Origin of the sequence: Paenibacillus taichungensis (assembly GCF_013359905.1) — a bacterium.
GTDB lineage: Bacteria > Bacillota > Bacilli > Paenibacillales > Paenibacillaceae > Paenibacillus > Paenibacillus taichungensis.
Genome location: NZ_JABMCC010000107.1, coordinates 1 through 13,931 on the forward strand (window position 1 = coordinate 1; position 13,931 = coordinate 13,931).

The window sequence follows — 13,931 nt, forward strand, 5'->3', positions numbered from 1 at the left end:
CCAGCAACTTTTTTTTCACGATTTACACCCTCCGACTGGTACTATTTTCCTAAGTATCATATCATACAATATCTGATAAATAAATATATGGTTACCATTTTCGAGAATTAAATTATCTTTAGAATTCAATAAAAGAAGACTTATCAACGCTATACTGTTAGGAGCTCAAATAACCTTTAGATTTCTGGTATCGATATAACAATAACCTTATCTTTCAAAGGTTTAGACACTTTATTAATTCTGAGATAATCTTGCAATGCCCGCCTAAGATTGGATAGAATTGATCCTCCTTTCAAGAATCGACTGGCTTTTGCCTAATTACTAAGATGGAAATACCTTGGACGGATGCCAAGTTTGTCAACTGCGCAAATCGGCAATATCTTCGCCGTTAAATTCAGAACGATTACGTTCCCATCTACTCTTACACGCTCAACAATAATGCCACTTTAAGATTGAAATCCCTCTCAGTACGCTCTACCGTTAGTATAACCTGCCAGTTAGTTTAATGAATTGAAGGGCAAGATGACGATTAGATACACGCCTAATCGGCAACAGGAACATGTTCTTGTCCAATACGGTAATCGGACTATGTTCTTGTCCATTCCGGCAATCGGTACAAGTTCTTGTCCTTGGCTCGGGACAAGAACTTGTACCGATAAAATAAAAAGCCGCTAAAATAGCGACTTCATTGGGAATATGTTCTTGTCCCTCGACATGTGTTTTGGTGTCAGTAGCGTCACTACCCATCAGCCCCTTTTTGCGGGCTCTTCTACACTTGTTCTTGTCCTCTAACAATAAAGCTAAGGAGCGCCTGTTAGGAAATGATCCTTAGCTTTATTTTCATCAGAGTAATCTGCATCTAGTGATGCACTTTACACTATCTATTCGGATCTCGGTGCCACTTATCATCTCCCATTATTCTATCAACAATATGATGAGCTTCCCAGACAGCAGCAATCTCTAATCCTTTGTATTCTTTGCTATTAGAAGGTCTCATCTCTCCCTTATGATAAATCAGATATTCTCCTGATATTTTATCAATGACACTTGCAGGTGGAGGCCATGCTTCTTCTTCGTCCGCAAATTGTCGATATTCAACGACTGGCAACACGAGTCATAATTCTTGGAGTGATGGAAATGGAAACGTCCCCATTCGATAAAGCAACAGTGTCATTTCATATTTAAATATTTAAAGCTTTTTGATAGCGTGGAGCCCCTCGATACTTAAATTCGTACACCACTACTTCTGGCCACATATTTTCATTAATGCTCCGTCCAAGTTCAATGGCCAACCCGGCCGGTCCACTATACAATAAATGAATTAATTTATACTTTTTTTGACGGTGGAAGGCTTCAACATTATCCTTAAAAAGCTTTTGAATTTGCTGTACTTGCTCAAAATAAAGTAATCGTTTTACATGAGGATTCTCAATCAAAATGTCATATCGATCCTGGTTTTCTCCCAAAATTGCATGAACATCCTCGTCTGTAATCGTATCACTAACCGAAATTGTTACAACCAACTCATTAGAATCCTTATCTGTGAATGACGTAGTAGGCTTCAAATCTTCTAACAAAGCTTTATCCGGTGCTTTGTTAACCCAGAAGCCTCCTTCTCTATCATATTGGTATACTGTTAAAGGAACAGTGTCTGAAATTAGTTTCCCTAAATGAATTAAAAGGGGGATTGGAGAAATAGCATAAACTTCAGCTACATCGTACTTTCCTTTATTGATTCGAGTAACAAACTTTGCGTAGAGTTTCTCGTTATCAGCTTTTCCTTGCTCCCAACCATCAGGAGAGAAATTAGTGAATTCAACTTGACTTTCAATAGCTTCAAGCATGATATTAGGAGAGTGTTCGGTTAACGGTAATGTCGTAAGTGGTGGGCCGAGCCTCTTATGAACAATAGCAAGACTCTTCTTCTTCTCATCAGTCCAACTTCTTACCCATTCTTCATGTTTGCTCTTCATATCAAACAATAAAGTTGGTGGAAATGAGTCTCTTGTGTGAGGATCATCAATTAGCTTAGAATGTGTATAACACATTAGCATTAAATTAGAGATATCTTCCAAGTTGCCATCAGAGTACTCAAATTCTTCTGCATACTCGTGCCGAGCTGCCCCCTTTTTATGACCAATGATATGTGCTTTAATACCTGAATTTGTCAGTTTCCCTTTCGTATTAACAACTAATCTTTCATTACATCCTTCGAATGTACAAATCCCCCCGCTCACCATCCATAAATGGTAATTTTCCGCAGATGAAAGATTTCTTCTAGTCATTACAACACCTCCATTGATATTAGTATTGAATTTCGTTCCGTTTATATGACCCAATTTTAAGGAAAGTATCTTTGTTCGCTTGTCTTTGTCCATACCATACAACTAGCTCTGTAGTACCAACAATGATAAAGAACAATTGATTTTGATCCTGTATAGATTTTTCTAATAATTTTCTCCATTCACGCTTGTCGATAGCAGAAGGAGTTGGATGTGTTTCAGGATGTGTGTGCCATTCGCCAAAATAGAAACATCTGCCTTCACTACTTTCCCAGATCTGATTAAAAAACTCCTGGTGCTCAGCAGCCTTTCTAACAAAACGGTGTCTCGTTTGAATATCGCTCTCCATAGGTCGTGATGCATGGTCTACTACTATATGAGCATTACAATCAAGTACTCTTCCAATTAAAATACCCCCGGATTCCGGGGAATTCTTATGATCTTGAGTAAAGGAAAACAGCATTTGTAGTACGTCATCACTTATCTTAATTTTACGATTATCAGGTAAGGGTAAAGGAAATATAGCCTTTGACATCTTAATGTGACTCCTTTTTAGAACAGACAGGACAGTTAGGATCATGATAAAGTAATTTATTTTTCGTCAATGTTTCCTCAGACATTTCATATCTACTACTTACCCGAAAGCCACGTTCTACAAAGGAGGCTGAATCCCCTTTCCAAGATAATATTGGGTTTCCTTGTATCTGCCCCCGAGAAACTTGGTAAATAGTACGTAGCACTTTATTTGCTGTCTCTTCACTATCAAGAAAGCTATATGGAGTAAAGTAGGTACCACATCCACCAAGCGATTTAGTAAATGACTGGCCGGGTTTTGCAAAAGAGGATAGATTTCTTATTGGTTCTTCATTACTAAGAGGTCGGAATAGGCACTGATAGCAGCCATGTTTCTCTTTATTTAGAGTGACAAGGACATGCCCTCCTATCCCAAAGGGCTCAACCCAAGAATAAATAACGGGAGGGGAGTTATCTAGTTTGTGCATATACCTATTAATAGACATTTCTACGTTTGGCGCACCGATACAGACAATAACATAGTTAACCGTACTCCAATCAATTAGGTTTTCAGTGAGTACTGTATTTATTCTTTTTGGGATAGTAACTATTTCCGTGAAAGGATATTTACGTTCGAATTCCCTTTTTAAGGCTTCAACTTTAAATTGATTGATGAGTTTTTTAGATTCATTCTTATCAAACACCTGGTCAAACCCAAGTTCATGGCGATATATGTTTTCTACATCAAGAAAGTCATGGTCGATAAGAGTTATCTTTTGAAAACCGGCTTTTGCTAATCCCGTTGCAACTAAACTCCCAATAGCGCCTACGCCAACAACGACAGCGTTGTTGTTAGTGAAACCCGTATCTCCCCCAGTTCTTTGGAGTAAGAATTCTTTTTGGTGTCTACAAATATTAAATGGTTGCACTTCTATTTTCACTGGACATTGAACAAAAGGATGTACTGTTTTTTTTCCTTTACGAACCATACCTTCTGGATAATTTAATGTCATGCCGAACATTGCCTTTTTCTCGGTATCGATAGGTAACCCTAGGCAGAAATAGTCATAATTACTGTTACTTTTTGGGGTATTACCTAGCAGCTTCAATAAAATATTTTTGTTTTTTGAATCAAGATTATTCATTATAAAATTCTTTGAATCCTTAAAGCTCCAAAATCGGCCCCGGCTTGGTGGTAAGGTGAATGTTCCATTTTTAAGAGGGATATAAATGCATCTTCTCTTGATTAATTCCTCTTTGGATAAATGAAATGTTGTTTGCATATAGGGTTCTGCTTTATAATTTTTCTCGCAAATATAGTAGGTGATACCGTCTTTGGGCATCATATATATGTCCAACTCGCGTACTGTCCCATTATTTTCGTTAACAATTGTGTGTGCTTCTCGGATACAGTTTCTTGCCCAGTATACCTCAAATTCCTCAAGAAAATCATGATTTTCAGACGTCGTTTCCCCGGTTTCAAGGACGGAGATTACTTTTTCTAAACAATCTAAGACGACTTTACCAGGATACCTTTCATCTATGACTAAATTTTCGTTCTGTGTAAAACAGATAAACCTATCATTTTCAAGATGGGGGATAAAACCAAATTGCTGTTGAGAATCGTAGAAGTGAGGCAGCGAGGAAGGGAAATCAAAAGGTAAACCGACTACAAGAGTAGCCGGTCCTTCTAATATTTCAATTTGAATTCGAAATGCATATTTTATGTTACGTTGGTACTGTTTAAGGGAAGATTCGGGAATCAATGTTATCTCTTCTACAATAGTTTGGCCATATCTCTTGATATAATCTATAGTCTCATCAAGTATGTTCACAACAAATCCCTCTTCTCTTACGCTGACTCTGTTGATGGAATGATAGCTGGAATTGCAGCTCTTTGCCCAGGATCTTTGGAAGGCACAGGGAAGTCGTTACCAAATTGTTTTTTTAGCATAGTTGCCCCATCTGCACTGTCGACTTCATCTCTTGCCTCAATAAGGCAAGCAAGAAGTTTCTCTAACTTCTCTTTGAATGCTTTAATTTGTTTTAGGGTCATTTTTTCCAGCAAATTAGGGTAAGGAGCAACTGGTAACTTTACTTCAACATATGGATATTGAACAATCTCCCCGTCTTCAATCTCCCATTTAGTGGTGAAAGTTGAAAGAAACGTAGAGATAAGGTGGATAAGAGCTTCACTGTCACGATATTTTTTTTCTCCAGAAAAAAAGTCTACAATCTCTGTTTTAACTTGCATATTATGATACACAATGGAGGTTAGAGCAATACCAGTAGGCTTACCATAGGTAGTTCCTTTGAATTGAACATCTTTCCAACGTTTAAGATAACGAACAATCCTACGGAATTGTTTTCTGTCTTCTTGGTCCGAATATCTTTCTCTAATCTCTTCAATTAAATCTTTAGGGTTTGATTCATCCCAACTTTGATTTTCTAGAGTACTTCCTAACTTGCTTTTTGCTAAATACACCTTTCCATCATTATTCTCTGATGCATATGTTGTTACATCAACATGATACCCAGCAGCATATGTAACAGTTACACAGGGGGTTTTCATTACGACGTTATTTGTGTGACCCACAAGTGCATCATAGACCCAAGTTTTTGCCTCAAGAGGATTCGCATCTTCCTTTGACATTTTAAAATAAAGTCCTAGGTCAATGTCGTAACTTTCTCCGTCTAAAGGTTTAATACCAGTTTTCATCGCATAGCTACCTTGATTAAATGTTGTATAGGAATTAGCAGCTGTTGGCATTTTTTCCGATAGACGTTCGATAATGATATCTCTTTTTTCCTTTAAGATGGTAGACTCTTCGCTTAGTTTAATTGCATCATGAAAACCCTCAAATTGGCTCTGATTATGCGGCATAAAACTTCATCCTCTCACGCTGTCATATATATTCATTATTTGAGCAAATTATAAAAAGTAGACAAATCTCTAATTACCGATCTGTCCTTGCTGTGAAGAGTAATAGGAATTGACTAATCATTACCATGGATCAATTTGCTATACAATCGTAATCCTGAATTTGGAAAAAGTCAATAGTTTTTTTGAGAACACTTGATCTTATTTTAGCTTATGTAGTATTTATCGTAATTATATAATACTATATGTTGATATTTTCCTTGTTGTAATTTCCAATCAAATTCAAATGAAAAGGTGCCTTTTCATTTGAATTATTTACTCTCTTCAATCTCTTCAGACAATACATTTTTTCTTCCCTAGATATTTCAAAGCGTTAGTCAAAACTATTGTATCGTCGCCTAGTGTCCTTAGCTTAGGACAAGAACTTGGTCCCTTAAAACAAAAAAAGCCGCTATAATAGCGACTTTGAATGGAACAATGTTCTTGTTCCGCGACAATTGGATGTTTTCAAAAGCTTTTTTACGATCATTAGAAAGAAGTTATTCCCCACTTGGGAACAATTCATCAATCCTTCTGGCAGTTAAATGATGTTCAATCAATGAGTGGATTTCCTTTGGTGTTAATTGCTTACCATGAATGCTAAACACAAAAGAATCATCGGTTAACTCAATTATACTTTTCAATACAGCCTCAGAATCAGGTTTCTCATCTTCGTTAAATTCGTTTAATCTCTCAAGTAGCAATGCTCGGTAATTCTTAGCATAATTTCGAGACAATGAATAAAACATCCGTGTGGCCTCACATCGTGAAACATACTCGTAAGTGTCTTCTTTGAGAGCATGACCATTTGTGAGGTCTATACTGAATTGATTTCTAGACTTTTCAAATCGGCTATTCGTCGCACTTCGTACCCCATAACCCGCTTCGCCAAAAATCGTAATGAGAAATTTTGCTTGTAACTCATTTGAGTCACTTTTCAAAATCTTATAAATAATAGATTTTGTTATTTCAAACAACTTTTTATCAACTACCTCTTGTTGAAGAATTTCCGACTTATATTCATCAGTAAACCGCTGCGCTTGGGTAAAGACTTCTTCATAGCTTAAATCAAGTGCAATAGCATAAATCATTAACGTTTCATCATTAGGAAAGGTATCTGAAGACTCTACCCGACTTATATATCCCTGTGCTAGATATGTTGAGTGTGAAAGAGCTTCTTGGGTTCTATAGCCTGCTAAAATCCGTTTCTGTCTGAGATAAGGACCAATAACCATTAAATAACATCCTTTCAAATACGATTATATTTTATGAATATTCTAAATATACATGTATATTTAGAATATTGTCAAATCAAAAATTCATAACATTATTATCTTTTTCATAGAACAATAAAAGCCATCTGGCGATAGGTTAAGAAGAAAATATACAAAAATGAGATATCATACATCCCTCTCTATCTTAATTTTCTTACCAATCATACTGATGGACGTGACAATCCCGAATACATACCAGTTTCCTGTCTCGTTAAAGATTTGAAAACTTGCTGGTGAAGTATATTTGAGCGACATCTCTATTATTTGAGCAATGAGATCAATATAAAAACACCTAAGGGAGTATTCTCCTTGGTGTCCGCATCTGCACGTGTGATTTTGAAACGTTCCTCCAAGGTGATGAGTGAGATAAAGATCAACAGACAGATTTAAACAAAAGCAGCCGATTACTTTGATCAGCTGCTTTCTTTGTATTATCGAGACCAAATATAATTTTTAAAAACACGTTTTGAACCAATAGTTTCAACCAAAATCTCTTAATTAGAATAAGTATAAATATAAAATAATAACCGTTAAAATATAAATGTTCTTAAAATAGTGAACAATAGGACTTGTACCCATAACATAAAAAAGTCGCTTAATTAACGACTCCTTCGACATTAATCCAACCACGATATCGTCATGGGTCATAATGTTCAGCCACGTAGACGTTACGGACCAAACACGTTGACACACCTATAATATCACCAAAGCCTCAATCAATTGCTTATCTTTTGTGCTTCCTCCAATCTGCCCCGAGCATAACATTTGGATCGAGCTTAGAACGCCGCTCTAATGGATACCTGTGACCGAAAGAGCGGATTGGAGAATCTTTGTATCTCCTTTCCGAATGCTTCTCGCATTTCGTACCCGTGTTTGGCGGTTCATTGCAATAAATGCAAAGTCCCTTCTCTAATTGGACTTGTTTTTTTGTCTTTGAAAAGCTTTGTGTGCTGCGCACATCGTTTTAGTATCGAGTGGTTCATCGCAAAAGGAGTATACACACTTACCTTCCTCCTTTCTTCTCCTCCGCAATTCACGCATTGCTTTCACAGCATCATATTTTTGACTCATCACTAACTCCTCCTCTTTTATAACACGCTAAGGTCTTATTCACTGTTTCCGATAAAATAAAAAAGCCGCATTATAGCGACTTCAATGGTACCGTGTTCTTGTCATTTGACAATTCGAAAGACTTCCCGCTGTAGAACGCACATACTCCATATAAAATATTCTTCTTCATTTCGTAAGCGTTGTACTCTCCTGTTCAAGTAGCTTTTCTATATCATCTTTCTTGGCCATTTCTTCCTAAAGTCGGTCCACTTCACTTTGCAATTTTTCAATTAGTTTACTTTCGGAAATATTTGTAGCATGAACTTGATGTGTTGCCGGAAAAAAGGTTGAACAAATACAGATTACTAAGATGTAAATATTTAATCGTTTACGCATGATTCCTGCCCCTTCTCTCTAATTTAGTAGAATTCATAAATGAATTAAAACAATCAACCTAAAATATTGGTTTAACGAACAGCATGCATTTTCTCCTATTAACAACTCATTAAGTGCAATTACTAACACTTCTTTATCGGCAAAGGGCCCTTTTTTTAAACATTTGAAAATGAATTTTTGTTCTTCTGCTCACCTATAAAAAGAAGTCGCTGTAATGCGACTTCAATGAGAGTATATATTTGCTTCCTCCGCGAGTATCGTGTTTGAACGATGAAATGGCTACAGCTCACGGCGTTGAATAGCTCTCAAGGGTTTCGGGTATGTACTGGAGATCCCTCATTCTATAGATAAACAAAATGGACGCAATTGCCGTCCTGCCTGATAGCTACTGGTGAACGCTCTTGACCTGAGTGGATCGAGTGGATCGTTCAATACGAAACGTAGATCATCGTACATCACGGAAAGTGCTTTATTAAAGTGCCTCAATTTTTTTTAAAATATCGTTGTAAGGCAGCTCATGATTCTGTAGATCTCTGTATAAATTGAATGCTTTATCGAACTGGGCATCTGTAACGCCGTTATCAATCATTACTTGATCCGTTTCATTCGGATCGCTTACCATCCTATATTCTATAATGTTTATCTTCAAAAAATTTCTTACCATGATTGGCCTCCTATTCTTTCCAATATCTATCTACTATCTATGAATTATACCCCTGATAAGCTAGACTGTTCCAGATAAGATTAAGAGAGCATTTCCCGTATTGAATTACAGGAAATGCTCATAACTTTACTTTTTTTCTGTTTTTTCTCATAGGGAAGCTTAAATATCCAGATCTACGTAGATTGCTGCGTGGTCAGATGCAGCCTGCGCAGGGTTAGTGATCTCCTGAAGGTGTGGAAATAGGGTTCCGTTCTTACCACCCCAAACGCCTGCACGGTAAATGCCCCCGCCCCGTGCGATTTGGAACAGTGCAGGTGACATCAATATATAGTCAATTTTATCTTTGGCTTCACCGTTACCCCAAGTACCTGGCCGGCCTGCAAAATCGAAGCCCTCGATCTCACTCGCGTCTTTAAGATCTGAACCCTCCGCTAGGAGCGGGGATAATGGATCTCGATCGGGACTATCGTTGAGGTCTCCCATCACCGCAATTAAATCCACATTAGAGGCACGGAGGCCATCGTAGATTTCGCGAACGCGCTTTGCTTGCTTCTTTCGTAGTGCGTCGTTCTCAGTTGGCTTGCCATGTCCCTTACTCTTGAAGTGATTAGCCAATAAGACTAATTTTCGTCCATTCGGTAATGTAAAATGAAACTCGGCACAATCACGACTAAAAACTTGCACCCCAGCCACCGTCTCATCAACGTGGGTACGCATGAAATCAATTATATAAGGTGATCGAGTAAAAAGCCCGACATCAATACCACGCTGATCATTACCATCCATTATGCGTACGTGATCGAAACACCAATTAGCAATGGGATAAAGCACTTGTTTATTGAACCTAACAAGTGATGGCCTGTTCTCAGCCTCCACCACCACCATGATTTGAGCATCAATGTTTCGGATGACTCTAGCGGTGTTCTGCGTAGCATGTTCGTTAACTGCTTCAGTCGTCAACTCAATCCAGCCGATCCAATCTTCTCGACCGTTCGCAACAACTTTTAGTTCACCGTTCCTTCTGGTGACAAGTGTTCCATGATTACGCCGCAGCACGACAAACGTGGACTCATCTGATTCTTTAAGCCCCAGTGTTTCCAACAAGCGCACAATTTCAATCTTATCAGATGGGCTGTAAGTCGGCTGGGCTAAAAGCGAGTTAAGTTGAGCAAATTCTTCCAAAACTTCCCGTCCAGATAAGTTCCTGTTTTCAATCCATTGATCAGCGTTTAATATCTTCGCGCGCTCAAAGAGATTTTCTACATTGTATGAAGCAAGTCTTAGCATCATTTCCTCCTTTGACTAACAAGAGTCTCAACCCTTTCGGCCATGAGCTCTGAATTGATATTACTGATGCCGAACCTTCTAAGTTTATGCACGACTTCGCTTGCGGAAGGAGCATTTTTAATGATGATGTTTACAACTTCATCGGCATCATCGACGAGTCTGATATAGCGTTTGAATTCCTCCTCTGTCATATTCCCACTAACTACGAAGAGTTGATGAAGCAATTCCAACACTGGCATGTGCACCTTACCATCTGGGACTTCCGGAACTGTCCAGAACTTGCTATCAAGAAACAACATTGAAGTAATAGGAGCTTTATTTTCTGTGTCGCGGTAATATACTTGGCCCGCGTCTTGGAACACTTCTTGGATAGTGCCTCCCCGCCCTTCAGAAAAAACGATGCCGCATGAAGCAAGCGTCAGGAGAACATCTTCTCGTATGCTGTTTAGGAAGTATTTCGCCACATGGGTTGCAAAAGGCGTAAATGGTTCGTGACCATAATGCCATGTCGGCAATGCCAAACTACGATTGAGAGGCGTGAGTTGGTCCTTAAGTTCATTAGCAATTTTCCAAGCTGGAAGCATCCATGCGTGGAGATCACCTAACAAATCTTCATTGATTGTCCTTCCATCTTTACCGATGAGGTGATGCATGTTTTTTGGGAATTCATCATATGGTTTTTCCGCTAACCTATTGATTGCGGATGTAAGTGATTCTTCTGAACGTCCCGCGAAAAGTGCACCAAGATGGGTAGCTTCCATGCAGCCTGGTCCGCCACCACTAACAACGATGAAACCAGATTCAGAAAGCTTCTGAGCAATTCGTGCAACCTCGCAATATGCATTGCTGCCGCGTCGCTCTCGATGCCCGCCCATGATTGCGACTGGACGGCGTCCTGCCTGCATCTCTGTTGTCAGAAATGCATTCATTTCCCGCACAACTGAGGTGTCATGCAAGGCTTCCATCATCGCAGCGTAGGGGTCCGAGATGGTTGTACCCCCTTGTTGATGAAAGTATAAGAAGCACTGGAAGTCGGGCGTAGCAGGTAAACTCAGTACATTATCCGGATTAAAATGCTCAAGTAACTCAAACGGATTATAGAGCTTGTTGTGGATTGGGTTGAACGGGGGATGAGTGATCGGTTCAATTGGCTTTATCATTGCTCTCTCCTATTTCTCGGTATTTAAGATTCTCATGCTCTGTTCAATTCGTTCAAAGTGAGATGGGCGAAACATCTTAATATCTTCCATTGAATTGAACTCGGGAAATTCGACCATATCGGAATTTATTATAACCAGCAGCATATTAAGTTATTCTTTTCTGAAGAATACGAAGAAATCCGATAGATGTATCCTCAATTTATTTTCCGAATAAAAAAAGCCGCTTGATAGGCGGCTTTCATACGCGGAACTATGCTTATGTGTTTAGTTGGTTGTAATTAGTCATTTAATAATAGTTTTATTGGACATTTCGCCCCTTTTCAAACTTCATAGGATACTTATAACAGGCAAATGCCATTGGGTTATATTATGTGTAAGGACGATAGCATTACATTTAGATAATAACCTGACATGTGCGATTGTAATTACGGTCACAATTTATTGAACTATTCAGCTCTAAAGGTATCATGGCTTACCTTTAGATGCTTTGGAGTAATTCATTAATAGATCCTGGGTTTCTTTAACCATAATCTCCCCTTTTCTTGGAAAAATTATATCTGAAGGTTATAACTTTAAGAAATACCGTACCGCCAATTACAAGGGGAGATCTTGAAGCCAAGATTTTATCCATCCTTCACTGTACTCAACTATCATATTTTAAGTGAATTAAAACTAGAAGAAAGTACAGCGACTATTGTGTTTGGCGAGATATCTATGCCAGACCACTAGTCGCTGTATTCAAAACATTTTGAGTTAATATGTAGCATATTCTTGCTAGTCGCTGACCGACATACTCCATGTCTCACAGTTGCCACAAACGAAAAGATCAATGCCGCTATTGCCAGTTACCTCATGTTCTGAGGATCATATTGGTACGCAACCAAATCCGTTAGTTATCAATTAGAATTATTCTGTTTCAAGTCTTCTTGAGAGTCTTGATTGTGAGCAATCTTCATAACCTTATCAATTATTTCATCAGCTTTCTCTACGGTATCTATTTTTTCCTGAAGAACATCATGCCACAGAACAAACCCACCTTTTAAATTCTTTGATTCTACTATAGCGAGTCCAGGAATAATCCACACTTGAACAAATAACCCAGTATCAATAAAAGCAATATCGTGGCAGAAACCGCGTTGCCCTTCTTCTAATTTAACTTTAAACCTTTCAGGAAGACACCTATGTGCGTCTGTCTCATAGAATGTGTACTTTGTGAAAAAGTTGTCTACTTCTTCGTTAAATATAGTCACTTTTCATCCTCCATATCGAGAAATCTGAATTTACTGGTTAAAATGGTATATATCAGAGCGATAACTTTTTAATCCAAATCATCTAATACATGGTATATATATTTTTCTACAAATTGTGGCATAAATCCTTTAAGTGACGATTCTCTTTCGCTTTCATTATTAGGATCTTAAAAAATAGATAATGTTAGAGAACTTAAGAATAAGATATCTACACATATGGATTTATATTACCTAATATTTTATTATACCCGGTATTTTTTGCAATTTATATAAACTTATATGATATTTTATTGAAAACGACTCTTAATCCTCTCGAAAATGAACCATTTGGATAGAAATATATACAAATTGGTCAAAGATCTTAAGAACTGGTTGTAAAATAAATGAGTATTTTGCCTTTCTAAGTGATTTCCACCCCCCCAATAGTCCTCATGATTCTACGTAACGAATCTAATGTTTATGTTATGGTGTGGATATCAAAAGCAATTCCAATTTCATTATTAGGGCCATGCACTTCTAAACATTCAGTAAAGCTTGAAGTAGATTCGACATATTTCCAATTGGTTCCCTTACAGATTGTAAATAGTATCTCTTTAGCAGTTTCTTTAGTGATACCTTCATTTAAACCGGTGCTAAAAAGAGATCGAGATTTCTGGATTTTTGCTTGCACTCCAATTCGTGGGTCAACACCATAAAGGGAACGGACAATTTTACGGATTTCTAAGAGTGCATTTGCGATTGAGCTATATTTTTTTGTTGATCGTGGGAGAGGTTCCTAATCGATGTTTAGTTTGATGTTCTGATTTGTAAATAATGATCTCTGAATAGTGGTATTTATTAGAACCCTTTTTAGCGCTAGTGTATATCATACTTCCTAAAGCATCCTTGTCGTCAATAATTTCATTTTTTGTGGTCCAGTTGTTGGTTCCTTCAACCATATCTGAAATGACTAATTGAGCTAGACGGTTTGTAGAAGGCCATGAGTGTATTCGTAAACTAATTTCTGCATCTAATCCAAGCTCATTTTTGATAAGCTCTTTTAGATATTCAAGATACCTTGCAACGCTTACAGTAGGAGGAAAAGAATCTAAAGTCATACGTTATCTCCCCTAATTCTTTTAATGATAATGTAGAT

The 13,931-nt window shown here is 37.8% G+C and carries 13 protein-coding genes; all 13 read right to left on the reverse strand.

All coding sequences use genetic code 11. The features are described from left to right. Positions 1–480: 480 nt before the first annotated feature. Positions 481–747 carry a hypothetical protein gene (locus tag HP548_RS33070; RefSeq protein WP_217504689.1) on the reverse strand — a complete coding sequence of 89 codons (267 nt, stop codon included), beginning with the start codon at positions 745–747 and terminating at the stop codon, positions 481–483. Between the two features lie 130 nt (positions 748–877). Further along, positions 878–1,111, reverse strand: coding sequence for a hypothetical protein (locus HP548_RS11905; protein ID WP_217504690.1), 234 nt, complete (start codon positions 1,109–1,111; stop codon positions 878–880). 70 nt (positions 1,112–1,181) lie between these two features. Continuing rightward, entirely contained in the window at positions 1,182–2,285 is a 1,104-nt protein-coding gene (locus HP548_RS11910; RefSeq protein WP_175381734.1) for an SAVED domain-containing protein, read from the reverse strand. 19 nt (positions 2,286–2,304) lie between these two features. Then, entirely contained in the window at positions 2,305–2,817 is a 513-nt protein-coding gene (locus HP548_RS11915) for a Mov34/MPN/PAD-1 family protein (RefSeq protein WP_175381735.1), read from the reverse strand. Between the two features lies 1 nt (position 2,818). Next, positions 2,819–4,630, reverse strand: a complete 1,812-nt coding sequence (locus tag HP548_RS11920) for a ThiF family adenylyltransferase (RefSeq protein ID WP_175381736.1) — start codon at positions 4,628–4,630, stop codon at positions 2,819–2,821. 17 nt (positions 4,631–4,647) lie between these two features. After that, positions 4,648–5,679, reverse strand: a complete 1,032-nt coding sequence (locus HP548_RS11925; protein ID WP_175381737.1) for a nucleotidyltransferase domain-containing protein — start codon at positions 5,677–5,679, stop codon at positions 4,648–4,650. Positions 5,680–6,215: 536 nt separating this feature from the next. Further along, positions 6,216–6,950, reverse strand: coding sequence for a helix-turn-helix domain-containing protein (locus HP548_RS11930; protein WP_175381738.1), 735 nt, complete (start codon positions 6,948–6,950; stop codon positions 6,216–6,218). A gap of 948 nt (positions 6,951–7,898) precedes the next feature. After that, complete coding sequence (locus HP548_RS11935; RefSeq protein WP_175381739.1) at positions 7,899–8,060, reverse strand: hypothetical protein; 162 nt, start codon at positions 8,058–8,060, stop codon at positions 7,899–7,901. 847 nt (positions 8,061–8,907) lie between these two features. Continuing rightward, the gene (locus tag HP548_RS11940; RefSeq protein ID WP_175381740.1) at positions 8,908–9,099 is read right to left on the reverse strand and encodes a hypothetical protein; all 192 of its coding nucleotides are present in this window, start codon (positions 9,097–9,099) and stop codon (positions 8,908–8,910) included. Positions 9,100–9,258: 159 nt separating this feature from the next. After that, positions 9,259–10,386, reverse strand: a complete 1,128-nt coding sequence (locus tag HP548_RS11945; protein ID WP_175381741.1) for an endonuclease/exonuclease/phosphatase family protein — start codon at positions 10,384–10,386, stop codon at positions 9,259–9,261. After that, positions 10,386–11,546, reverse strand: a complete 1,161-nt coding sequence (locus HP548_RS11950; RefSeq protein WP_175381742.1) for a hypothetical protein — start codon at positions 11,544–11,546, stop codon at positions 10,386–10,388. The genes HP548_RS11945 and HP548_RS11950 overlap by 1 nt, the downstream gene beginning before the upstream one ends. Positions 11,547–12,442: 896 nt before the next feature. Next, positions 12,443–12,796, reverse strand: a complete 354-nt coding sequence (locus tag HP548_RS11955; RefSeq protein ID WP_175381743.1) for a hypothetical protein — start codon at positions 12,794–12,796, stop codon at positions 12,443–12,445. A 743-nt stretch (positions 12,797–13,539) separates the two neighbouring features. Further along, the gene (locus tag HP548_RS11960; RefSeq protein ID WP_175381744.1) at positions 13,540–13,893 is read right to left on the reverse strand and encodes a hypothetical protein; all 354 of its coding nucleotides are present in this window, start codon (positions 13,891–13,893) and stop codon (positions 13,540–13,542) included. Positions 13,894–13,931: the final 38 nt, after the last annotated feature.

Excerpts from the sequence above, each read along its gene's own strand:
- HP548_RS11945 (WP_175381741.1), bottom strand. The coding sequence starts at position 10,386 with ATGCTAAGACTTGCTTCATACAATGTAGAAAATCTCTTTGAGCGCGCG.
- HP548_RS11940 (WP_175381740.1), bottom strand. The coding sequence starts at position 9,099 with ATGGTAAGAAATTTTTTGAAGATAAACATTATAGAATATAGGATGGTA.
- HP548_RS11950 (WP_175381742.1), bottom strand. The coding sequence starts at position 11,546 with ATGATAAAGCCAATTGAACCGATCACTCATCCCCCGTTCAACCCAATC.
- HP548_RS11925 (WP_175381737.1), bottom strand. The coding sequence starts at position 5,679 with ATGCCGCATAATCAGAGCCAATTTGAGGGTTTTCATGATGCAATTAAA.
- HP548_RS11930 (WP_175381738.1), bottom strand. The coding sequence starts at position 6,950 with ATGGTTATTGGTCCTTATCTCAGACAGAAACGGATTTTAGCAGGCTAT.
- HP548_RS11915 (WP_175381735.1), bottom strand. The coding sequence starts at position 2,817 with ATGTCAAAGGCTATATTTCCTTTACCCTTACCTGATAATCGTAAAATT.
- HP548_RS11910 (WP_175381734.1), bottom strand. The coding sequence starts at position 2,285 with ATGACTAGAAGAAATCTTTCATCTGCGGAAAATTACCATTTATGGATG.
- HP548_RS11960 (WP_175381744.1), bottom strand. The coding sequence starts at position 13,893 with ATGACTTTAGATTCTTTTCCTCCTACTGTAAGCGTTGCAAGGTATCTT.
- HP548_RS11935 (WP_175381739.1), bottom strand. The coding sequence starts at position 8,060 with ATGAGTCAAAAATATGATGCTGTGAAAGCAATGCGTGAATTGCGGAGG.
- HP548_RS33070 (WP_217504689.1), bottom strand. The coding sequence starts at position 747 with ATGGGTAGTGACGCTACTGACACCAAAACACATGTCGAGGGACAAGAA.